Below are 22,136 nucleotides of genomic sequence, written 5' to 3'. Positions count from 1 at the left end.
TTTCTTTCTTCCTTGATGAAGGTTAGCCCTTTTTGATCATCAGATAGGCAACGAGCAGATAGCCAACGAGCAGGATTCCGACTACGATCAAAAGACGCAGGACTAGATTGTCTGGACGGTGGATTGACTGTCCTTCCTTGACCAGGGTGATTTGATTGTATTCTTCTTTTCCATACTTCATATCCAAAATGGCCCCGTTGACTTCTGTATTGCCGAATTGCGCCTTTTGGATCGATGTAGCGCTAACCGTAAATTCTGTGGCGCTCTGATGACGGCTGTACCCTTCTGCTAGCTTGACTGGTACCAGCACATACTTGTACTGATCCGATAATCCACGGATCTTGAAAATAGATTCGTTTTGTTTGACTTGCTTTTGTGGATTATATCCCCAAATCCGTGGATTTAAGGCTAATGATCCGGTTTTTCCATCTACATAGGTGATTTGATTGCCTTCAAGGAGCGTCTCCGCATGGGTCATGGGTTGGTCCGATAGAGACTCTAGGGTCCTTCCCGTCGGTTGCCATGAAACCTTTCCATCTTTGGACACCTGATACAAAGAAATCGTCCCATTCTCCACTCGTCCCAGAGCAAATTTAAAGCCAGTCACCACTGTATTGTCGCTTCCATCCACCATGACGAAATTCATCCCATAGCTATTCACTTGAGGTGTAACGATGGAACCCTGTTCATCTGCTACATAGAGACCTTGTCCTTGATTTTGATTGAGCACCGTTAGCTTCGTCTCCGATAGGACATCCAATCCATTGCTACGAGTTTCCATGGTAGGGATCTGATAGTTTGCGCTGGAGGAAACGTATCCCTTGATGGTCAAGGTGGTCGCTGTACGATTCGACAAATCAAAATCCAGGCGTTGGATCGAATGAAGGTGAGAGAGGCGATTTTCTGTTGCAGTGATACTGTTCGTATCCTCTTGACTATTATCTAACAAGACGCGTCCGGCATTTAGTCTAGGACTACCTTCCACATTGACCAGCTTTCCTCCCTCCCCTTTTTTCTCTAAAACAGGATCGATTGTCGCTTGGTAGGTTTCGCTGGCTTCTGTCACAACAAAGTTTGGGGAGACACGAATCGTCATCTTGGAACTAGTGACAGGAATAGAATAGGTCACTTCTTGACCATAGTCTAAGCTGACTGATTCTGAGGGCTTCGCCTGGTTAATGGTGATAGCTTGTTCAGCTGGCCTAGTATTTCCGATATAATAGACGCCTCCTTCTTCGACGTCCGCCATGGTGTAGGCTTGTACCTCTGCTGTATTTTCAAAAATTGTCAGCCCTTTTTCAAGCTGTCCAACCAACTTCCCATCACGATTGGAAAATTTCCGACGGGGATTATCTGGATTTTGTAAACTTTGGCTGGCTTTCAATCCATTCATGTAGTTGAGGTAATTTTTATCCTGCTCGTACAAGGTGCGAATGATCGTACGGGCATCTTGTTCCGTGTTGACGACCCCTCGTCCAAAGCTCAAGTGATTGGACAGGGTCACCTTTTCTCCATCAACTTGGTGATGAACCTTGACACTATCAAATGTGAAATGGCTAAAATCTCGATCTTCGAACTCCCCTGTCGTCACTTTCTCAAGCGCATTTTGGTAATTGTAGGCATTCACCTCGATACTATAGACAGGATTGTTATTATACAAATAATAGGCTGTGATGGATACCGTTTCACTAGAATTTTTGTCATTTCTACAGCCTGTCAACACTATAGAAAGCAGGAAGAGCAAACCAATAACATACTTTTTCATTTAGATGTCTTTTCCTCAATTTCTTTCTTCAAGAGAGAGACTTCTTGAATCAACTGCTTGATTTGTTCTTCTTTTCGACTACTACTACTGGTATCAAAAATCTCTAGAACAAATAAAAACAAGACTGCCGCAAAGAGCAAAAAGTTCATGGTCAAGGCGAAGCCAGCCCTATGAGCAAGCCAAGAGACAACCTGCGGAAAGAGACTGATAAAGACTAGTATCAAACCAATCACCAACCATGGAGTCGCTCTTCTAACAGAAAATGACCGATTGTTGACCATCCGGATGATCGCATACAAGATCAAGATGGCTAAGACAAACATTTCAATTTGTAAAAATAGACTCATGAGTCGCTCTCCTTCATAAACCCAGCGATTAGGATAGATGTCAACACATCAATCATATAGGTTACCGACTTAAAGGCCCGAATACTGGATACGCCTTCTTCTCGTTCAAACATATTGGCCGGAACTTCCTTCACCTTGTACCCTTTTTTCAAGAGTCGAACAATGGATTCTGGTTCTGGATAAGCAACAGGGTAGCGTTTTGAAAAATACGCAATGACACGCGCATTGGCTGCCCGATAGCCACTCGTTGTATCATAGATTTTCTTTCTAGTGACCAATCGAATCGCAAAAGAAATTAAGTTAATCCCGACCCGTCTCATAAAGGTTGATTGGAAATTTTCCTTGGACTTATCGATAAAGCGAGAACCAATGGTAAAATCAGCCTCTTCCGTCAAAACTGGACCAACGACATCCTCGATACTCGCAATATCATGTTGGCCATCTCCATCAAATTGAACAGCCACATCGTATCCTTGACGATTCGCGTAAAGATAGCCCGTTTGGACACCACCACCAATGCCCAAATTTTGAACAAGGTCAATGTGAGGAATCCCCTCACGGTCTAGAATCTGAGGAGTCGCATCTGTCGAACCGTCATTGATGACAATATAATCTAAAACAAAAGGTAAGTCCGTGGCATGTTTGTATTGCTCGATCATGGACACCGTTTTCTGAATGCTGCCTTCCTCATTATAGGCCGGAATAATCAGTAATACTCTTTTCATTTTTTTCTCTCATTATATAAATTTGTTAACAGAAGAGTCCGAAACACGAGGATATGTTTCCATTGATTCTTTCGATAGCCGTTGCGGACAATCCTCTTCCATCGTTCAAAAAAACCTTGTTGGTCAATATCAATAAATTGCTCTAGCAAGTCTCTCTTATCTTTTGAAAGAGAGGCTCCCTTTAGTTCGAGAATATTTCGAGCCTGGTCTTGGGAATCATGAATCAGTTTCCAATATCTGGTAAAAATCTTTCTCGGACCTTCTCTTAGCAGTTTAAATCGCTTGTCTAAGGTCCGAGCCCCCAGTACATTATTGGCATGTTGTCGGTATAGTTCTCCCGGCTCATCGATATAGACTAACTGCCCAAAACTCGTGGCTAGAAGAGCCAAATACCAGTCATGCATGATGATGCGATCGGTGCGATTCCAAAGTCGAGCTAGGGCATGATTGATCCCCGCTACACCACCTGTCACCGAGTTTTCTGTCAACTCTTGGATCAATTGTGTATTGGCATGATGGGATTGAGATCGGATCATGCTCTCGTTTACAACCGTCAACTCCTGATCTACGACCTTTAAATCCATATAGACCATGAGGGGCACTTGAGCATCCGCCTTGGCAAAAACAGCGACTTGTTTCTCGATTTTTTCCGGCAACCAGACATCGTCTTGATCCGAAAAGAAATAGACATCCGCTACTTCTGCCTTCACCAGTGCATAAAAGCTTCCAATGACCCCTAAATTTTGACGATCATCGGGGTTCATCCAATGAATACGACTATCCAACTGTGTATAGTCTTGGATGATTGTTCGTGTGCCATCTGTCGAGCCATCGTCTCGAATCCACAAGGTCCAGTCCGTATAGGTTTGGTTTCGGATACTGTCCAGTTGCTCTACCAAAAATCGTTCCCCATTGTAGGTGGACATTAAAATATTAACTTTCATTCAAAAACAATTCCTCGTACTGTTGAACGATAGAGGGCCAAGTATACAAGCGTTGAATCTGTGCTCGAGCCTTTTGACCAAGCGCTTGAAAATCCTTTTTCTGATCTAGTTCCTGGATCAACTCCCTTAACTGCCCTTCTTCTTTGGTCCAATAAAAGACCGTATCTTGAGCCACTTGTCGATTAAACTCTACATCCAAGACAAGGTTGACATCGGTATGAGCCAGGGCTTCAAGAAGACCTGGATTGGTCCCTCCCACTTCATGGCCATGGAGGTAAGCGAAGGCTTCTTGGCGAATGTACTTCAGTAAGTCCTGATCGTAAACCGTCCCGATAAAGCGAATGCGATCATCTTGGTCAAAAGCTGTTCGTTCACGAAGGGTTTCAAAGTAGGCATTTCCTTCCTGATTGCAAATCAAGACCAAGGGCCGTTTGGTCTTGGTATTCCTAAACTCTCGAATCACTGTCTCGTAATTGTTTTCTGGGACAAAGCGACCGACAACCAGATAATACTCCTTTTCCTGGATGTCCCATCGAGAAAACAAATCGCGCACTTTGGTATCCTGAGGCTTTAGGCTAGACGGTGTTGTATCTGTCCCATACGCTACATAGGTCGTTCTAGACCAAGGATAGTGCGCATGGAAGTAAGATTCGATCCCACGATTATCCGCCACAATCAAGTCCGCTTTTTTGCTCATCACTTTTTCAGAATATTTGAGGTAAAGTTGAACTGGCTTGGACCATTTAGAACGTTTCCACTCTAATCCATCTGGGTTCACATAGAGCTGACCTCCGACGCGGTGGATTTTTTTAGCTAGGGGGCCAATAAAGGCTCCGATGGTATTCCCCAAAATATAAAAAATCGGATTCTCTATCCCCTCTTTTTGGATGAATTTCAAAGCATAACGAATGGCCATCCAATCATAGGCGATCACCCGGGCTGGACCAATTTTAGGTGGATTGATTGTAAAACAATCTGCCCCCAAAAACTCCCGATGTTCTCCATGGGTGTGATCAGATAAACAAGCGACATGGTAGCGAATGTTTTCAGATTGCTGGTGGGAAACCAAGGCCTGCACAAAGGTCTCAAACCCTCCGTAGTGTGCAGGAAGCCCTCTGCTTCCGATGATAAAAACGTGTTTCATATCCTAGCCATTCTAAATAAGTATACTTTTTTTATTATACCATATTTTTGATACTCAAACATAGAAAAAGGCGAGAAAATCGCCTCCTCTTCCTACTTCACTTCTTGTTTATAAAACTCTTTCAGAGCCTCTTTCCAGGTCGGAATGACAAACCCTGTCGCCTTGGCCTTGGCTAAACTCATGGTAGAGTTAAGTGGACGTTTGGCCTTAGCCGGGAATTGGCTCGAATCAACTGGTGTGACTTCTACATCTGTATCCTTAAGAATTTCCACCGCGAAGTCATACCAAGTCGTATCCTCCGTCGCATCATTGGACAGGTGATAATAGCCGTAGTCTTTGCGGTTTTCAGCCAAATAGGTCATGAACTCCGCTAAAGTCCGTGTCCATGTTGGACGGCCATGCTGGTCATTGACGACTGTCAAAGTCTTATGGTTTTTAGCAAGATTTTGCATGGTGAAAACAAAGTTTTTTCCATAGTTTCCAAATACCCAGGCTGTTCGGATGATATAAAAATGCTTGCTGTACTTTTCGACTAATTCCTCACCCATCCGCTTGGTGCGGCCATACTCAGTTTGTGGGTCTGGTTGATCATCGACCTCCCACTCTTGTCCGACGGGTTTTTCCCCATCAAAGACATAGTCCGTCGAGATATAAACCAAGGTGGCATCATGAGCAGCGGCAGCTTTGGCTACATTTTCAGTCCCTGTTACATTGATCGCATAGTCCAGTTCCTTCCCTTCATCCTCAGCTGCATCTACAGCCGTGTAGGCAGCACAATGATAGACCAAACTTGGCTTCACTTCAGCAAATACAGCTTCTACCTTAGCGCTATCTGTGATATCCATCTCCGCTACATCTACTGCAACGTACTCCTCCATACGCTCGTCTAAAAGATGGCGCAACTCGGTTCCCAATTGTCCATTGGCTCCAGTAATTAAAATCATATCCTTCACCTCATAAGTTTGTTCCTACTCATTATACCAAAAAAAGCAGAACCCTTCTGCTTTTTCTGTTTGGAATTCTTCTTCCCTGATTTACTTAATCACTTCTTGCGTTTTCGCATAGTTGGCTTCGACGGCTTCTTTTTCAGCTTTCCACCAGTCTTGGTTGTCTGTGTACCATTTGATGGTTTCTTTGAGGCCTTCTTCGAAGTTGGTGAATTCTGGGCGCCAACCGAGCTCATCACGGAGCTTGCTAGCGTCGATGGCATAGCGCAAGTCGTGACCTGCACGGTCTGTGACATGGTCGTAAGCGTCAGGCGCTTGTCCCATTTCTTTGAGGATAAGCTCTAAGACTTCCTTGTTATTCTTTTCACCGTCCGCACCGATCAGATAAGTCTCACCAATCTCACCCTTGGTCAGGATGGTCCAGACACCTGAAGAATGGTCATTGGTGTGGATCCAGTCACGCACATTTTTTCCCTCGCCGTAGAGTTTTGGTTTGATTCCAGAGAGGATGTTGGTAATTTGACGTGGAATGAATTTTTCGATGTGTTGGTAAGGACCGTAGTTGTTGGAACAGTTGGAAATGGTTGCTTTGACACCAAAAGAACGCACCCAAGCCTTGACGATCAAGTCAGAAGCTGCCTTGGTTGATGAATAAGGCGAACTTGGGTTGTACTTGGTTTCTGCCGTGAATTTCTCCCCTGGGCCTTCGCCATGTCCTGGTAAGTCCTCCCGCAAAGGCAGGTCACCGTAGACTTCATCCGTAGACACGTGGTGGAAACGGATATCGTATTTGCGAGCCGCTTCTAGCAAGGTGTAAGTCCCGATAAAGTTGGTATGGATGAAAGGAGATGGGTCGTTCAATGAATTGTCATTGTGGCTTTCTGCAGCGTAGTGGACGATAGCGTCAGCCTTAGCAGCTAACTTGTCAACCACTTCTGCATCCGCAATATCTGCTACGACCAACTCCACGCGGTCGCCCAGGATTTCCTCGATATTGGCCCGGTTCCCCGCATAGGTGAGCTTGTCCAAAACGGTGATATGCACGTCTGGGAAGTTGTTATAGACATAGTGGACAAAGTTGGAACCGATGAAACCAGCCCCACCTGTCACGATGATGTTTTTGTATTCAGTCATTTTTTCTCCAAATAGTTTTTAGTGTTGATTGTTTCTTAAATCAATCTTTTTTAGCTTTCCTTAGGTGAGTACGGAAGTTAGGTGAAATTATCCAGTGGATGATTTCAGAAATCCAGGAAGTTCCATGACTAAGTTTTGAGCCCAATGTCTCAAAACTTCCGAGCACCTGAAACAAAATAGTTCAGGTGCTTTTCTCACGGCGGAAAGCTAAGCATATAGCTCGCTTCGCTCGTTTATAGCAAAGCTAAAAACTACATAATGATGTTCTTGATTGTTTTAAGAGCAACATTTTTACAAATCTTCTGCTTTTAGGGGTTTGACGTCTTTGAGTAAAGGATGGTTCTTGTCTGCTTCTGAGACTTCTGCTTCTGCTAGGTTTTCCCACTGGATGCCTAGGCTTGGGTCAGCATAGTTGACGAAAGCGTATTTTGGCTTGAGCTCTAGAGCCCAGTAGTCATTGACCAAGTAGCTATAAGACACCTTATCAGACAAGACTTGAAAACCATTCGCGACACCGCGAGGGACGAAAATACCCTTGGAAGCATCAATCACGGTCTGGTAAACATTTCCGAAGGTTTCCCCTTCACGGAGGTCAACCCAAGACCCCAGAACCTTCCCTTCATCCGCAACGGAGATGTACTTGTCCCAAGGCTCCGCATGAAGGCCACGCAAAACATTTTTCCGTGAAAAAGACACGTTGTTTTGCAACTTGCCTTCCGCAAAGAAGCTTTCAGGAAATCCCAGAGGAAGCATTTTTTCCTTTTGGAAATTTTCCTTGAACCAACCACGGTTATCTCCATGAACAGGAATATCAAATTCTAACATCCCAGGAATGGCCTCAATAGCCTTGGCTTGCAGGGTTTTACCAAAAAAGTTATCTGTCATTAGGCTTCTCCAATCAAACGAAGCAGGTATTGCCCGTATTCATTTTTCTTAAGGGGTTGGGCTAGCTCTCGCACCTGATCTTTGGTGATGTACCCCATGCGGTAAGCAATTTCTTCTAAATTTGCTACCTGAACATTTTGCAAGCGTTGTACGGTTTCAATGTATTGAGCCGCCTCCAAGAGACTTTCATGCGTCCCTGTATCCAACCAAGCAAAGCCACGACCCATAAGCTCAACAGACAGGTCCCCACGCTCTAAGTAGGCCTTGTTGACATCTGTGATTTCTAGTTCCCCACGAGGACTTGGCTTGATGTTTTTGGCGATTTCTACCACATCATTATCATAGAAATAAAGACCGGTCACTGCAAAGTTGGATTTTGGATGCTCTGGCTTTTCTTCGATAGAAATAGCATTCATGTTTTCATCAAACTCCACCACACCGAAGCGTTCTGGATCCTTGACTTGGTAACCAAAGACAGTCGCTCCCTTTTCCTTGCTTTCGGCCCGTTGAAGCATCGCTGTCAAGCCATTTCCATGATAGATATTGTCTCCCAAAATAAGAGCAACGCTATCCTTGCCAATAAACTCTTCACCGATAATAAAAGCCTGAGCCAAGCCATCTGGACTTGGTTGTTCAGCATAGGAGAGAGAAATCCCAAACTCTGATCCATCCCCTAATAAATCTTCAAAGCGTGGAAGATCTTGCGGTGTTGAGATAATCAAGATATCCTTAATCCCCGCTAACATGAGGGTAGACAAGGGATAGTATATCATGGGTTTATCGTAAATGGGCATGAGCTGTTTAGAGGCAGCACGCGTCAAAGGATATAGGCGTGTACCTGATCCTCCTGCTAAAATAATACCTTTCATAGTCAATAGACCTCTCTACTTATTTGTCTTTATCATTTTATCATGTCAGCACAAAAAAGTCACCTTCTTCCTTAGAAAAGGTGACGTAAAGCCTATATGAGATGCGAATCGCGCAAGTGAATATACCTTTCTACAGGATAATCCGCAGGATCCAGTAGCAAGTCTCCTCCTGCTACCAGTTGCGCGAGATGCCAGCCAATCAGGGGACCCGTCGTTAGACCAGACGATCCAAGTCCACTAGCGACATAAAGACCTGATTGATCTGGAACAGCCCCCCAAAATGGTGAAAAATCACTCGTATAGGCGCGGGTTCCCACGCGTTCCCCTAGGACCTCTGCTCTTGCAAGCTCTGGATAGTAGCTGCATGCCTCCTCTTCCATTCGTTGGAGCAAAGCGTGATCAACGGTTAGGTCAAATCCCATGTCATTTTCGTGAGTCGCACCCATACTTATTTTCCCATTCCGAAAAGGAATCAAATCGAACTCCCCTTCAGGCATGACGACGGGATAGTCATCCGTTACCAATTCAAACTGATAATCTCGGAGCTGCCCTTTTTGTGGGCGGACATCTACTTGATAGCCAAGGGGTGTCAATAGTTGACCCAGCCAAGCTCCTGTCGCAAGGATCACGCAATCAAAATGTTGGCCAGCAATCTGATAGCCAGACCCTTCTCTTTCAAGGGACACAAGTTCAGAGTGGACTTGGACCTGACTGGCTTTTAAGAGGGTTTCTGTCAACAGAGATCCTTCTACTCGTGCTCCTCCAGAGGCATACAGCAAGTGGTCAAACCCCTCTAACCCAGGAAATCGCTTGGACACTTGTCCCTTGTCCAAAATAGCCAACTCGCCAATCAAAGGGGATTCTTCTCTTCTAGATAAGGCTAGCTGATAGAGTTCTTCTAACTTTACTTCCTCCTTCTTAAGGAGGTAAACCCCCGTCTGTTGGTAAAAATCCGTCGTTATTTGTTCGGCCGTCAGGTCGGAAATCAAGTCTTGGTAAAAATCGGCTCCCAGACGTGCTAACCGGTACCAAGCCTTATTCCGACGTTTTGAAAACCAAGGGCTAATAATTCCCGCAGCGGCCTTGGTAGCTTGTCCTTGACCGGCGTCAAATACCGTCAAATCAACATCTGATTTCTTAGAAAGGTAATAGGCTGCAGTTGAGCCCACGATCCCTGCTCCTACAATGGCTACTTTCATCACTACCTCTTAGATATGGTAAAAAGGATTGGTCGTGGCTTGACTAGCCAAAATCTCAACCGACCAATTGTTTTCCTGTTTCCATTCTTGTAATTTTTCAACTAATTTTTGGATAAACAAGACTTCGATATGGTGGCCGGGATCAATTGCTAAAAGCCCGTCACTTAGCATTTCCTGAGCTGTATGATAATAAATATCTCCCGTAATATAGACTTGGGCACCTGCCGCTAGCGCGTCGGAATAAAAAGACTGCCCACTTCCACCACAAATAGCGACCCGATCGATTAGTCGATCGAGATCAGACCGGTCATAGCTAACCAGACGCAGGCTATCTAATCCAAAAACATTTTTCACCTTACAGGCCAATTGACTGAATGATTGAGGAGTCACCTGACCAACCCGTCCAATCCCTTGTTCCCTTTCCGTTAAGTGCAAGGGTTTCGTTTGTTCGATTCCTAACAACTGACAAAACCAATCATTCAGACCATCTTCCACAACATCAATATTGGTATGAGTGACATAGACTGCGATGTCGTGTCGAATCAAATCAATATAAATTTGATTTTGTGGACGATTGGCCACTAAATCTTTCAAGGGCCGAAAAATCGGGGCATGCTTGACGATGAGGAGTTGTACCCCTTTCTCAATCGCCTCTTGAACTGTCTGCTCACGGACATCCAAGGCAACCATCACCTTGTCTACTTCCTTATCTAGACGACCGATCTGACATCCGCAGACATCTCCTTCCATAGACAACTCTTGTGGACAAAAAGCTTCATATCGTGCAATCAGTTCACTGGCTAGCATGGAGCACCTCCTGTATCATCCTTAAACGCTCCTCAATCACAGACCGATCTGACAGATTTTCCTTTGGAATCTGGGCAAGAGCTTGACCTAGTTTATTCGACTCTCTTTGCCATTTTGATTGGAAAACAGGAGTCGCTTCTTTCATTAGTTTCGGCCCAAAACGAAGTTCTTGAGGGGTTAGCTTCTGGCTTCCATGAGTCGCAAATAGCACCTCATAGACTTTTCCGTTTTCTTCCAATATAGCTTCCTCCTGGATGGAAAAACCATGTTCTACCAGCCACAACCGAAGTTCGTCCTCACGGTTATTTGGCTGAAGAACCAACGTTTCGACCAGAGCCAGTTTATCTTTTCCTTCTGCTAAGATATCTGCAATGAGCCGCCCTCCCATCCCTGCAATGGTGATACAGGTAATGGCATCCGATTCCTCAAAGGCTTTTAAGCCATTGGCGAGACGAACCTGGATCTGCTCTTCCAAATGATTGTCTACTACATTGTTCATAGCAGACTGAAAAGGACCGGTTACGACCTCTCCAGCAATTGCAAAATCAATTGTGCCTGCTTGAACAAGAGCAATCGGTAAATAAGCGTGGTCACTTCCTACATCTAAAAGACGCGCTTTATCCGGTACAAACTGCGCTACCGTCTCTAGGCGTTTTGATAATTTTGTCAATTCCATCTTAATCTTTCCAGAGATTCATGGCCCCTAAAAACTCATCTGAGGCTGTCACTTGTTGGGGAAGACGATTCATAGCATCTCGCTCCTCACGCTTTGCTTCAACTTGGGCCAGACTCGTGATTCCTTCCCGTCGCCAATTTCGTAAAATAGCCTGGATGTACTTCCAGTTGGTTTTATTGTTGAAAACTGCTTCTCGAAGAGCTTCTCTGACCAACTCAACCGGTGTATGATCCTCCTGGATGGTCTTTTGTAAATCCTCAATTTCAAAGCCAGACAACATTCGACCGAGCTCTCTTTCGAAATCTCCAACTAAACTCTTTAAGGTAGTATCTTTCGAAACTACTGACTGCGGGGATGCTTCCGGATTGGCCAGTTGATCCAGCTTTTCAAAAGTAGGGGTGACATCAAAGATCATGTCCACTTCACCAGCCAACTCAATGGTCTTTAACTCTAGAAGTCCAGCTATCTGCAAGCGATCAATGGATTGCTCGACTTGAAGCTTGCTTTTTCCGATAGACTCTGCTATTTGACTTGGCATGACATCATCCAACTTACTCGTGTTTTGAAAGAGGAAAAACTGCCATACTAAAAAATCATCGGCAGAGGAAAAGAGTTCCTTAAAATGAAAAAGCAGGGCACTTGGAATTACCAAGTGGCCAGACTTAAATAGTTGAGAATAGTTCATCATTCACCTTATAAACTTGCTGACGCAGCCGAATCCTCAAAGGTACTCCAATCGTAAGGAGTTTCTTGATAGACGGCATAGTTAATCCAATTACTAAAGAAGGTTGCTGCAGCGAGGTTCCACTTTAGGACAGGACGTTCCTGCTCATTGTTTTCTGGGAAATAGGACCAAGGTTGCCTTGGGTTCTTTCCAGCCCGTATATCTCGCTCATACTCTCTTGCTAAAGTGTCACGATCGTACTCTAGGTGCCCAAAACTATAGATCTCCCGCAAGTCCCGACTGGCTAGAATGGATACCCCTACTTCTTCGCCTGATGCTAGGACTTGAAGACACGACTTCGACCGGATTTCTGCCAAATCGTTCCCCGTGTAGCGAGAATGTGGGGCAAAAAATTGGTCATCAAACCCTCTCATCAAAGGACTTGTCGGATCAACCACTGTTTGGAGATAGATCCCTGAGAGTTTTTCTCCCAGATGATACTTTTCAATCCCGTACTTATGATAAAGACCTGCCTGGGCACCCCAACATAAATGCAAGGTGGAAAAAACATGTTTTTTAGCCCATCGAAAGACCTGAGAAATCTCCTCCCAATAATCGACCTTTTCAAACGGAAGCGTCTCTACCGGAGCTCCTGTAACGATGAAGCCATCGTAAAACATATCTTGCACTTCTTCAAAGGTCTTATAAAAGGAGTGAAGGTGTTTTTCCTTTGTATTTTTGGATTTATGGCTCACCATATGCAGAAGATCTACATTGATCTGCAAAGGGGTGTTGGAAAGCAAGCGTAAGAGCTGTGTCTCCGTCACCTCCTTGGTTGGCATGAGATTTAAGATTAAGACATTTAGTGGGCGAATATCCTGATGAACGGCTCGATTATTATCCATCACGAAAATATTCTCTTTTCTGAGAACCTCAACAGCTGGAAGCGAGTTGTCAATCATAATCGGCATAGCTTGCCCTCCTTTGTCTTTATCCTAGTTTCGTTAATAATGCATCAATACTTTACAGTCGTAGTCCCCAATCGCTTTACGGCCATTCAAGTCATCCAACTCAATCAAAAAGGCACATCCTGCTACGACTCCACCTAACTTTTCAATCATCTCAATGGTCGCTTTGACCGTTCCACCTGTAGCTAACAGGTCATCCACAATGAGGACGCGTTGTCCAGGTTTAATGGCATCCTCATGCATAGTCAGAGTATCGACACCATACTCCTTTTCATAGTCTGCCGAAATGACTTCACGAGGTAACTTCCCTGGCTTACGGACAGGGGCAAAGCCAATTCCCAGTTCAAAGGCAACTGGACAACCGACAATGAAACCACGCGCTTCTGGACCAACAATCATGTCGATCTTTTTATCCGTAGCATATTGGACAATCTCACGAATGGCATAACTATAGGCATTTCCATCCGCCATCAAGGGACTGATATCTCGGAAGGTCACCCCTTCTTGAGGATAGTTTTCAATACTAGCAATGTAGTCTTTTAAGTTCATAATACACTCTCTCTTAATTTGATTCAGGCTTTATTATACCATAATTTCAGTGTCCGTGACCACTAAAGCGTCTAGGACAGCTTCCTGTTTGATAATCGTTCTAGAAACAGACGGATCGCCTGGTTCGTTCCATAGGTACTTGACATTTAGAATGAAAAATCCGTTCCCCCTCAAAAGGAACTCACTTCTCATCATCTGACATCAGGTAATCATAGATTTCCTGAACAGTTCCTAAGGCAAGAATCTCCTGTTGTTTAACCAGTGCCTTTAAGTTCTGGTAAATCTGACTTTCGTCTATCTCGCGGTGTTTGGCTTCTTTGTTGACCCGCATGACACCATCCACAACCTCCACAAAGCCCAATTCTTGAAAAATCTGAATCATCTTAATCAAGAGTTCCTGCGAAAAGTGAAGATAAGTAGCTAAGTCTTTTAGCTTATACCGAACGTCAAACTCAGGGTACTGATAGATTGTCTTGTACAGGCGACTGAATTGTTCCCTAGTCCCATAGCCATCGATGTAATAAGAATGGGAAAAGCGGTTTTTAAAATAAATGGCCTGCAAATCCTGACTTCGTAAGAATTGTTTGAGCTTATTCAAATCGTCAGGTAAGAGATCCAAGGCGATTTGATCTGTCTCGCCCATTTCCTCTTCTGTCCAGACCGGCACATCATAGGGAATCTCAATCGTTCGCTTTCGGATATCAAACAACTGGATCCCCTCAACCCTCATATCAACCAGTTGGAGCTGCAAACTGGTCTGACCGTTCCATTGATTGAGAGAAAGATGAACCGCTAGCTCAAGCCCCTTTACTTGTGTGATTTCTTGGGCAAGACCTCCCCATCCAAAAGCAAGGACGTCGACTAGTTGGTTATCTTGTCTCACTCGAATTTTCAAATGTTGGTTGTCTTCTCCCATACTTTTTGCCGACTCAATCGTGAAATCTCGCAAACAATAGATAGGCTTTCGAAAGTTCATTCCAAACGGGCCGATCTTGCGAAAGGCCTTTACACTCTCAATCGAGAGCTGATTTAATTTCAAGGAACCATCCAGTAATAAGTCTTCTTTCTGAGTAAGGTCTATCTTTTCCTTTTGGATATAACCGATGAGGATCTGGGCGACCTGGTCTAAGTGCGCGACTTCTAGCGTCATCCCAGCTGCACCAGCGTGTCCTCCAAAAGCCATAAAGAGATCTCGATGTGGCTTGAGGGCCTCAAAAATGTTGACTGTTTCGGGACTTCTGGCACTCCCTTTGGCCCGACCATCCTCAATGGATAAGACAATAATCGGCTGATGGAGCTCCTCCAACAAACGTCCTGCTACAATTCCTAAAATCCCTGGATTCCACCCCTCTTTAGCTAGAACCTGAACAGGTCGGTCTGGTCGCAAAAGAGCCTTGGCTTCCTCATAGACGGTTTGAACCAAATTCTTGCGCTCCAGGTTCTTTTGATCAATCATGAGGGCCAGCTCTCGCGCTTCTTCTTCGTCAAAACCTGTCAGCAAATCGACAGCAGGATTTGGATCGTCTAAGCGACCGAGGGCATTCAATCGAGGCGCGATTTGAAAACCAATCGTTTCTTCATCTAGATTTTCTGGTGCAATCCCAGCTACCTGAAATAATTCTTGAAGTCCAATTCGTTGCGTTCGTTGAAGCAATTGCAAACCTAAGGAAACCATCATCCGATTCTCATCGGTTAGAGAGACCATATCCGCAATGGTGCCAATCGCTACCAATTCCAAAAAATCCATCTGCACGGTTTCCAAAAGGGCTGTAGCTACCTTAAACGCCACTCCACAACCTGCTAGAAATGGAAAAGGGTAAGAAGCATCCGGATGCTCTGGATGAACAATGGCATAGGCATCGGGCAGTTGATCGGGCATGGCATGGTGGTCGGTCACGATGACATCGACCCCTTGACTTGCTGCATATGCAATAGCCTCCACACCAGCTACCCCATTATCTACCGTGACAATCAAGGACACACCCATCTGGTCGATAAAATATTTGTACACTGACTGATTCGGCCCATATCCGTCTGTAAAGCGGTTGGGCAAGTATACCAAACATTCCGCTCCCAGTTCTTCTAAGGCTTCCTTCATAATGGCAGCAGAAGTCATCCCGTCAGCATCGTAGTCTCCGTAAACTAGTATTTGCTCGCCTTGCTCGATCGCTTTTCGGATGCGATGAACTGCTTTTTTCATATCGTGAAGGAGATAAGGGTCATGCAACAAATCGACTCTTGGATTAAGAAAATTCTGAAGATCTTCTTTGGTTTGGATCCCTCGTTCAAACACTAAAGAAGCCAGTTCTTCTGTTAATCCTTCTTTCTGAGCAGTCTTTATAAAATCTGGATGAACGGCCGAGGCCTCTGTTACTTGCCATGCATAATTTGATCGTATCACACTCATTCTCCTCTATTTGATCCGCTTTCTATTATAGCATACTCCCCATATCCACCAAAAAAGAACAGGACAAAACAGTCTGTTCTTTTTTCTTTCTGCTTAAAGTAAGGGAGAGAATATTTTCATAAAATGCCCTGCAATCCGCTTATACCATGGATAATTCTTTTGAAACTCTTCCAAAGTTAGTAGATTGGAGCGCTTATAGGAATCTTCAAAGTCTTGTTGGATGGCTGCCAATACTTGTGGATGGTTGTAGATATAAAGACCACATTCAAAATTTAAATAAAGACTACGGAAGTCCATATTCACTGAGCCAACCGTCGCCCGCTTTCCATCCACCAACATCACTTTTGAATGAACAAAGCCCGGATTAAATTCGTAAATTTCAATTCCGGCCTCTAAGTACACTTCAAAATCGGTCCGAGCAGCCAAATAGGCTGACTGCTTATCGTAGATTCCCGGCAAAAGAAAGCGGACCTTCACCCCCCGCTTGGCAGCATAGGTCAAGTTATCCATGGTTTCATCGTCTAAGACCAGATAAGGGGTCATCACGTCGATAGACTCCTGGGCAGACTGTATCAGGTCCAAATAGACACGTTTCGCTACCTCTTCATCATTAAAGGGGTTTTCACCGTAGGCCTGCATCACGGCATCGGACTGAATATGAGGGGATTTCTGACTGATTTGTTCCTGAAGAAAGTGGAGGTCTTCGTTTGGATGCTTGTTATTGAAATTCCACATTTGCAAAAACATCAGGGTGAAATTGGAAACGGCCTCACCGGTCACTTTGATAGCGGCATCCTTCCAATAGCCGAAGCGTTCGATACGGTTAATGTATTCATCCGCTAGGTTGACTCCACCTGTAAAAGCAACTTTCCCGTCAATCACCGTAATCTTTCGATGGTCACGATTATTTTGTACCGTTGAAAGGGCCGGAATGATCTGAGAGAAGACCTTGGCCTGAATGCCATAATCTTGCAAGGTTTTATAATAATGATAAGGGAGGAAGGTCAGCGAATTCATCCCATCATACATAAAGCGAACTTCCACTCCCTGGGCTACCTTTTCTTTTAGAAGGGCTAAAATTTGGTCCCACATGTAGCCAAAATCGACAATATAGTATTCCATGAAGATGTAGCGCTCTGCTTTGTTCAGTTCTAGCAACAACTCCTCAAACATGGCTTCTCCAGAGGGGTAATAAACCGCATCAGAATTGACATGCATCGGATAACCAACATAATGATCCATATACGAAAGCAAACGAAGTTGCTCTGGATCCTGCTTAGCCAGTACTTTTTCCGCTTTATCCGAATGGAAATCATGGTCTTTCATATAGGCTCGTAGGACTTCAGACTGGCGCTTAAAGGTCCTTCGATAGCGGACGACTTCCAGATTGGTTCGCATGATAAAGTAAAAAATAGCTCCAAAGACAGGGACTGCCAAAACAAAGACTGCCCAGGTTAATTTGAAGGCTGCATTCATAGGCCGATTAACGATATGGAGAGCCACCGCAGCTGAAAACAGTTGGAGAAGAATCCATAAAACAGGAATGGCTCCAGCCAGCATACTAACGGACCAAATCACAAACCAGATCGTTAAAAAGACAGACAAAATGACAAAAAAGGCCCGACTATAGATCAGTCTCCAAATACGTTTCATCTCTTCCCTACTCCTCCTGTTTTTTACCTAAACACTAAAAATTGCCGTAACCACCATCCCACGGGGACCTGCCCTATTCAAACCATTCGTTCCCCTGTCCTAGTCCTAACTCACTTATAGTTAAAGACGGTTCGAGCCAGAAAGTCTGACAAGCGGGGGAACAAACGATAACAGGTCGCCGTAAGCGCTAAGGTCCAAGGCATATTTACTTCTCTCTTTGGTTTCACTGTAACCTTTTGAACTCTTTTGGCTACTTGCTCTGCCGTCAAGAGAAAGGTTTGAACACTTTTTTGATAGGAACCATCTGGATCTGCCAAGTCAAAAAAAGCAGTCTTAACCGGACCAGGGTTGATACTGGTCACCTTGACACCAGAAGCAGCCAACTCGAGTCGAATGGCATCTGTAAACCCAATCATCGCAAACTTGCTGGCAGAATATACCGACGATTTAGCGGTTGACACATGACCAGACATGCTGACAATGTTGATGATGTGTCCCTTTTTTCTCTCCTTCATCCGGGCGCCCAGTAGGCGACAGAAACGCATACTCGCAAAGACATTGACCTCAAACATCTGACGGACATCCTCGCTTGAAAAGCGATCAAAGTCCCTATAAACCCCATAACCAGCATTGTTGATCAAGATATCAATCGGACCATGATGGAGGGCCACCTGGTCCAAAAAGGACTGGACTGCACTCTCATCACAGATATCTACTTCAAAGAGGGAGGTTCGAGGCCGCTTCCCGTACAGGTCTTCTAATTTTTTTAAATTTCGCCCGATCAAGATCAAGTGATCCTCTGGAAATCGCTGCACGATTGCCTGCGCAATCCCGCCACTAGCTCCTGTGATTAGGATCGTTTTCACACGTCTACCTCTTCTAAATCTTTTACTACATGCACATTTGAAAAGATAGACGCAGCATCCTTTCGTAACCCACTTATGTCTCGTGAAAGAAAACGAGGACTGATATGATTGAGCAGAAGCCGCTTGGCACCCGCTTCTGCTGCTACACTAGCAGCTTCCATATTCGTCGAATGACCGTGTTTTCGGGCGATTTTTTCATCCCCTTTGCCGTAGGTTGCCTCATGTACTAAGACATCCGCGTGAACTCCCAGACGGACACTGGCATGGCATTTTCTCGTGTCGCCCAAAATCGCAATGACTTTCCCAGGTCGTGGGGCAGATAAAAAGTCGCTGGCAAAAATCGTCCGTCCATCTTCCAATACAATGTCTTCTCCATTTTTGACCTTGCCAAACAAGGGACCAAACGGCACTCCAGCAGCCTGCAAAGCTTCTGCATCCAATCGTCCTTCCAAATCCTTTTGAACCAGGCGATAACCTAGGCAAAAGATTGTATGGTCCAAAGGTTCACAGTAAACCTGAAACTTATCGGTTTCCAAAATGAGTCCCAAACTGTCTTCGTCCAATTCATGGAAGTGAATCCGGTAAGACAATTTACTACCAGAGACCTTGAGACTAGTCAAGACAAAACTTCGAATGCCTTTTGGTCCATAAATATCCACATCCGTCAGTTCTTCATTTCCTTGGAAAGAACGGCTGGATAAAAATCCAGGGAGTCCAAAAATATGATCCCCATGTAAATGTGTGATAAAAATCCTTCGAACCTTTCGAGGGCGGATCGTCGTTTCTAAAATGCGGTTTTGCGTTCCTTCTCCACAGTCAAAGAGCCACACTTCATTGATTTCATCTAGTAGTTTGACGGCTAAACTAGAGACATTTCGGGCCTTAGAAGGCTGTCCAGCCCCCGTTCCTAAAAATTGTATCTGCATTTTCTCAACTTTCTATGTATACTCGTGCTTCTCTACCAGACCAGCTGATATAGCGTTTTCCTGCATAAGACTGGGACCGTTCAAGGACCTCGTCTTGGTTGTATCCTGAAATTTTGATCCAGTTCTCAGCTCGTTCCAGTTGACTTAAGACAAAACGCTCATCTCCGTCTCCCTCTCTCATCCATTTCAATCCCGTCCAATCAACGGGTTTCATCCGGATTGTTTCATCCTCTTCATAGATAAGGTAGCAGGGAAAAATTTGAGCAATCTCAAACAACAAGTCTGTGGTCACTGGCTCATCCTGCTCCGAAAAGACAATGGCTTCCCCTTCCTTGTTTCGATAGGCAAAGCCAAAAGCGCGGCCATTCAGATTCAAGCGAACAAAGGGAGCTTCCTCTTTGAAACTGGGTGCTTCCGTATACCAATCATAAACATCCGATAGTTCTTGATAGTAATGGCAAGCTTCTTCGACTCCTTTTTTCTGGTAGAGTTCTGCAAAATAAGCATTGACTACAGATGGAGGTGGGGTGATAAAGGCTAATTGCTGGTGCCGAGGCAACCCGGCCAATTGATTCATCAGAAAGGTCCTGTCCAAACTGGTATAGCCCCCATATTTTAGGGCAATTTCAATGATTTCTTTCATCATATTCTTCTACTCTCCATTTATTTTTTGGAGGAATGTACCCTTGAATCCACTGACTTTCATCTCCTAGTTCACTTTTTGTCACCAACGCAAATTTTTCAATCTCATGCAAAAGATGCCCTCTGGTATAGGGGAGCTCTAGCTCAAACGGTTCAAACATGGTTTTTAACTGAGCAGTAAGGAGCTTTTGTAAATCTTGTTTCGCTTGGGGAGCTTTCGCTGATAGCATCACATTTGGGAATTGGGTCGGAAGAAAGTCTTCCCCCACCAAATCCGCCTTATTGTATAGGACCAACCGAGGGATCCCACCCATATCCAATTGATCGATTATAGACGACACAACCTGCTCTTCTTCGACATGATAAGGATCTGAAGCATCCACCACATGAAGGAGCAAGTCGACATGCATCGATTCTTCTAAGGTGGACTTAAAGGCGGAGATCAATTCGGTTGGCAAATCCTGGATAAAGCCGACGGTATCCGTAATGGTCACTTGAAAGCGTCCGCCCAAGTGAACCAGCTTGGTCGTGGCATCCAAGGTTGCAAAGAGTTCATCAGCTTCATACTGACCTGTTTCCGTCAAGGCGTTCATTATCGTGGATTTTCCTGCATTGGTATAGCCGATCAGTCCAATCTTAAAAAGACCAGAATCCAATCGCCGTTCCCGGACGATCGTTCGATTTTTTTCCACCTCTTTTAGTTGACGCTCGATATCATGGATCTGATGGCGAATGGACCGACGGTTTAATTCCAGCTGACTTTCCCCTGGACCTCTCGATCCAATCCCCCCTGCTTGGCGACTAAGCATGATTCCTTGGCCTACCAACCGGGGCAACATATATTTGAGCTGAGCTAAGTGGACCTGCAGCTTGCCTTCATGGCTACGGGCACGTAAGGCAAAGATATCGAGGATCAGTTGCATTCTGTCAATGACTTTTACACCTAATCCTTCTTCTAAATTGGCATTTTGTCTGGGAGTTAGGCGGTTGTTCACGATCACAGTCTGGATGTCTTCAGCCTCGACCATCCGAGCGATTTCTTCCAATTTTCCGGATCCGACAAAGGTTTTGCTATCGTATTTTTCTCGTTTTTGCAGATAAACCCCCTTCACTTCAGCCCCAGCCGTCTCAGCTAAACGGGCCAACTCCCCCATGGACATGTCCATCTGTTTATCCTGCTGGAGTTCCACACCTACCAGGAGAACTCGTTCCACTTCCTGTTTGTTTTCAATCATCTAAGAATTCCTTTACCTTCTGATGGATTTTTTCTCTTTCTCCTTCTTGGGAGAGGCAGTAAAAATCCGCGTGCATCCGATTCCGAAACCAGGTTAATTGGCGTTTGGCAAAACGACGGGTCTGTTGTTTGACACGCGCAACTGCCACATCCAACTCCTCCTCCCCTCGTAAATAAGGGAAAAATTCCTTATAGCCGATGCCTCTTGCTGCTTGGGCATCAGGATAATTTTGATATAGCCAGTTTACCTCTTCTAGAAGTCCCCTGTCTAGCATTTGGTCTACACGCTGATTGATGCGCTCATACAAGGTACTTCGCTCATCCGTTAGGGCAATTAAAAGAGGATCATAGGCTGGCTGCTGATTGACAGCGCCATTTCCAAAACGGTCTAACTCAAGAGATCGAATTGCCCTTCTACGATTGAGTTGAGAGATTTGAAGTCCTAGCTCCGCTACCCGCGAAAACAAGACCTCATCTTCCATCTTTTCTAGTTCTTCTCGATAGGACAAGACCTCTTCGTGATCCACCTGTCCCCCTAAGTGGTACCCCTCTAACAGACTTTGCAAATACAAGCCCGTCCCTCCAACGATAATGGGCACCTTCCCAGCTTCTCGAATCTCTGAAATAGCCGACGTCGCTTCTCTAACGAAGTCAAAAGCAGAATAGGAGTCACTGACATCTCGGACATCAATCAAATGATGACGGACTTGAGCTTGCTCTTCCGGACTGGCTTTGGCAGTCCCAATATCCAAGTGTCGGTAAACTTGTTGACTGTCTCCAGAAAT

Annotated in this window: 22 protein-coding genes; all 22 read right to left on the bottom strand. The window is 44.8% G+C overall.

Translation table 11 applies throughout. The features are described from left to right. Nucleotides 1–22 precede the first annotated feature (22 nt). Entirely contained in the window at nt 23–1,765 is a 1,743-nt protein-coding gene (locus STRDD13_RS00795) for a hypothetical protein (RefSeq protein WP_067100589.1), read from the bottom strand. After that, the gene (locus tag STRDD13_RS00790) at nt 1,762–2,112 is read right to left on the bottom strand and encodes a DUF2304 domain-containing protein (protein ID WP_067100586.1); all 351 of its coding nucleotides are present in this window, start codon (nt 2,110–2,112) and stop codon (nt 1,762–1,764) included. The genes STRDD13_RS00795 and STRDD13_RS00790 overlap by 4 nt, the downstream gene beginning before the upstream one ends. Further along, the gene (locus STRDD13_RS00785) at nt 2,109–2,837 is read right to left on the bottom strand and encodes a glycosyltransferase family 2 protein (RefSeq protein ID WP_067100583.1); all 729 of its coding nucleotides are present in this window, start codon (nt 2,835–2,837) and stop codon (nt 2,109–2,111) included. Before STRDD13_RS00785 ends, STRDD13_RS00790 begins: the two co-directional genes overlap by 4 nt. After that, nucleotides 2,834–3,781, bottom strand: a complete 948-nt coding sequence (locus STRDD13_RS00780) for a glycosyltransferase family 2 protein (RefSeq protein WP_067100580.1) — start codon at nt 3,779–3,781, stop codon at nt 2,834–2,836. Before STRDD13_RS00780 ends, STRDD13_RS00785 begins: the two co-directional genes overlap by 4 nt. Beyond that, nucleotides 3,771–4,925, bottom strand: coding sequence for a beta 1-4 rhamnosyltransferase Cps2T (gene cps2T, locus STRDD13_RS00775; protein WP_067100577.1), 1,155 nt, complete (start codon nt 4,923–4,925; stop codon nt 3,771–3,773). The genes STRDD13_RS00780 and cps2T overlap by 11 nt, the downstream gene beginning before the upstream one ends. A gap of 92 nt (nt 4,926–5,017) precedes the next feature. Beyond that, on the bottom strand, nt 5,018–5,869 hold the full coding sequence (gene rfbD, locus STRDD13_RS00770; RefSeq protein WP_067100574.1) for a dTDP-4-dehydrorhamnose reductase: 852 nt from the start codon (nt 5,867–5,869) through the stop codon (nt 5,018–5,020). A gap of 90 nt (nt 5,870–5,959) precedes the next feature. Beyond that, the gene (gene rfbB, locus STRDD13_RS00765; protein ID WP_067100571.1) at nt 5,960–7,006 is read right to left on the bottom strand and encodes a dTDP-glucose 4,6-dehydratase; all 1,047 of its coding nucleotides are present in this window, start codon (nt 7,004–7,006) and stop codon (nt 5,960–5,962) included. Between the two features lie 291 nt (nt 7,007–7,297). Continuing rightward, entirely contained in the window at nt 7,298–7,891 is a 594-nt protein-coding gene (locus STRDD13_RS00760; RefSeq protein WP_067100569.1) for a dTDP-4-dehydrorhamnose 3,5-epimerase family protein, read from the bottom strand. After that, a complete protein-coding gene (gene rfbA / locus STRDD13_RS00755) occupies nt 7,891–8,760 on the bottom strand; it encodes a glucose-1-phosphate thymidylyltransferase RfbA (RefSeq protein WP_067100566.1) in 870 nt (289 codons plus the stop codon). The genes STRDD13_RS00760 and rfbA overlap by 1 nt, the downstream gene beginning before the upstream one ends. 92 nt (nt 8,761–8,852) lie before the next feature. Further along, complete coding sequence (locus STRDD13_RS00750; protein WP_067100563.1) at nt 8,853–9,959, bottom strand: NAD(P)/FAD-dependent oxidoreductase; 1,107 nt, start codon at nt 9,957–9,959, stop codon at nt 8,853–8,855. A 9-nt stretch (nt 9,960–9,968) separates the two neighbouring features. Beyond that, a complete protein-coding gene (locus tag STRDD13_RS00745; protein ID WP_067100560.1) occupies nt 9,969–10,766 on the bottom strand; it encodes a Nif3-like dinuclear metal center hexameric protein in 798 nt (265 codons plus the stop codon). Beyond that, nucleotides 10,753–11,442 carry a tRNA (adenine(22)-N(1))-methyltransferase gene (locus STRDD13_RS00740; protein WP_067100557.1) on the bottom strand — a complete coding sequence of 230 codons (690 nt, stop codon included), beginning with the start codon at nt 11,440–11,442 and terminating at the stop codon, nt 10,753–10,755. Before STRDD13_RS00740 ends, STRDD13_RS00745 begins: the two co-directional genes overlap by 14 nt. A gap of 1 nt (nt 11,443) precedes the next feature. Beyond that, nucleotides 11,444–12,127 (bottom strand): DnaD domain-containing protein, encoded by a 684-nt coding sequence (locus STRDD13_RS00735; RefSeq protein ID WP_067100554.1) that lies wholly within the window; start codon nt 12,125–12,127, stop codon nt 11,444–11,446. Between the two features lie 8 nt (nt 12,128–12,135). After that, the gene (locus tag STRDD13_RS00730) at nt 12,136–13,077 is read right to left on the bottom strand and encodes a homoserine O-succinyltransferase (RefSeq protein WP_067100551.1); all 942 of its coding nucleotides are present in this window, start codon (nt 13,075–13,077) and stop codon (nt 12,136–12,138) included. A 33-nt stretch (nt 13,078–13,110) separates the two neighbouring features. After that, a complete protein-coding gene (locus STRDD13_RS00725) occupies nt 13,111–13,623 on the bottom strand; it encodes an adenine phosphoribosyltransferase (protein WP_067100548.1) in 513 nt (170 codons plus the stop codon). Nucleotides 13,624–13,804: 181 nt separating this feature from the next. Beyond that, nucleotides 13,805–16,024: a single-stranded-DNA-specific exonuclease RecJ gene (gene recJ / locus STRDD13_RS00720; protein WP_067103120.1), complete on the bottom strand. Its 2,220-nt coding sequence runs from the start codon at nt 16,022–16,024 to the stop codon at nt 13,805–13,807. 99 nt (nt 16,025–16,123) lie between these two features. Further along, nucleotides 16,124–17,683, bottom strand: coding sequence for a cardiolipin synthase (cls, locus tag STRDD13_RS00715; RefSeq protein ID WP_067100545.1), 1,560 nt, complete (start codon nt 17,681–17,683; stop codon nt 16,124–16,126). Between the two features lie 110 nt (nt 17,684–17,793). Continuing rightward, entirely contained in the window at nt 17,794–18,549 is a 756-nt protein-coding gene (locus STRDD13_RS00710; protein ID WP_067100542.1) for an SDR family NAD(P)-dependent oxidoreductase, read from the bottom strand. Next, nucleotides 18,546–19,475, bottom strand: coding sequence for a ribonuclease Z (rnz, locus tag STRDD13_RS00705; RefSeq protein ID WP_067100539.1), 930 nt, complete (start codon nt 19,473–19,475; stop codon nt 18,546–18,548). Before rnz ends, STRDD13_RS00710 begins: the two co-directional genes overlap by 4 nt. A gap of 4 nt (nt 19,476–19,479) precedes the next feature. Beyond that, on the bottom strand, nt 19,480–20,118 hold the full coding sequence (locus STRDD13_RS00700) for a hypothetical protein (RefSeq protein WP_067103119.1): 639 nt from the start codon (nt 20,116–20,118) through the stop codon (nt 19,480–19,482). Next, nucleotides 20,102–21,352 (bottom strand): GTPase HflX, encoded by a 1,251-nt coding sequence (gene hflX / locus STRDD13_RS00695; protein ID WP_067100536.1) that lies wholly within the window; start codon nt 21,350–21,352, stop codon nt 20,102–20,104. The genes STRDD13_RS00700 and hflX overlap by 17 nt, the downstream gene beginning before the upstream one ends. Beyond that, on the bottom strand, nt 21,345–22,136 hold a 792-nt coding region (gene miaA, locus STRDD13_RS00690), incomplete at its 5' end, for a tRNA (adenosine(37)-N6)-dimethylallyltransferase MiaA (protein ID WP_231852530.1). The genes miaA and hflX, both read right to left, overlap by 8 nt.

Source organism: Streptococcus sp. DD13, from assembly GCF_001578875.1.
Taxonomy (GTDB): domain Bacteria; phylum Bacillota; class Bacilli; order Lactobacillales; family Streptococcaceae; genus Streptococcus.
Note: the sequence above shows the minus strand (reverse complement) of the source record. Positions and strands in the feature narration are given on the sequence as shown.

Coding starts and splice junctions, on each gene's coding strand:
- STRDD13_RS00785 (WP_067100583.1), bottom strand. CDS start 2,837: ATGAAAAGAGTATTACTGATTATTCCGGCCTATAATGAGGAAGGCAGC.
- STRDD13_RS00700 (WP_067103119.1), bottom strand. CDS start 20,118: ATGAAAGAAATCATTGAAATTGCCCTAAAATATGGGGGCTATACCAGT.
- hflX (WP_067100536.1), bottom strand. CDS start 21,352: ATGATTGAAAACAAACAGGAAGTGGAACGAGTTCTCCTGGTAGGTGTG.
- STRDD13_RS00735 (WP_067100554.1), bottom strand. CDS start 12,127: ATGAACTATTCTCAACTATTTAAGTCTGGCCACTTGGTAATTCCAAGT.
- STRDD13_RS00780 (WP_067100580.1), bottom strand. CDS start 3,781: ATGAAAGTTAATATTTTAATGTCCACCTACAATGGGGAACGATTTTTG.
- STRDD13_RS00750 (WP_067100563.1), bottom strand. CDS start 9,959: ATGAAAGTAGCCATTGTAGGAGCAGGGATCGTGGGCTCAACTGCAGCC.
- STRDD13_RS00790 (WP_067100586.1), bottom strand. CDS start 2,112: ATGAGTCTATTTTTACAAATTGAAATGTTTGTCTTAGCCATCTTGATC.
- cps2T (WP_067100577.1), bottom strand. CDS start 4,925: ATGAAACACGTTTTTATCATCGGAAGCAGAGGGCTTCCTGCACACTAC.
- rfbD (WP_067100574.1), bottom strand. CDS start 5,869: ATGATTTTAATTACTGGAGCCAATGGACAATTGGGAACCGAGTTGCGC.
- cls (WP_067100545.1), bottom strand. CDS start 17,683: ATGAAACGTATTTGGAGACTGATCTATAGTCGGGCCTTTTTTGTCATT.
- STRDD13_RS00795 (WP_067100589.1), bottom strand. CDS start 1,765: ATGAAAAAGTATGTTATTGGTTTGCTCTTCCTGCTTTCTATAGTGTTG.
- STRDD13_RS00760 (WP_067100569.1), bottom strand. CDS start 7,891: ATGACAGATAACTTTTTTGGTAAAACCCTGCAAGCCAAGGCTATTGAG.
- STRDD13_RS00745 (WP_067100560.1), bottom strand. CDS start 10,766: ATGCTAGCCAGTGAACTGATTGCACGATATGAAGCTTTTTGTCCACAA.
- STRDD13_RS00730 (WP_067100551.1), bottom strand. CDS start 13,077: ATGCCGATTATGATTGACAACTCGCTTCCAGCTGTTGAGGTTCTCAGA.
- STRDD13_RS00740 (WP_067100557.1), bottom strand. CDS start 11,442: ATGGAATTGACAAAATTATCAAAACGCCTAGAGACGGTAGCGCAGTTT.
- STRDD13_RS00725 (WP_067100548.1), bottom strand. CDS start 13,623: ATGAACTTAAAAGACTACATTGCTAGTATTGAAAACTATCCTCAAGAA.
- rnz (WP_067100539.1), bottom strand. CDS start 19,475: ATGCAGATACAATTTTTAGGAACGGGGGCTGGACAGCCTTCTAAGGCC.
- rfbB (WP_067100571.1), bottom strand. CDS start 7,006: ATGACTGAATACAAAAACATCATCGTGACAGGTGGGGCTGGTTTCATC.
- rfbA (WP_067100566.1), bottom strand. CDS start 8,760: ATGAAAGGTATTATTTTAGCAGGAGGATCAGGTACACGCCTATATCCT.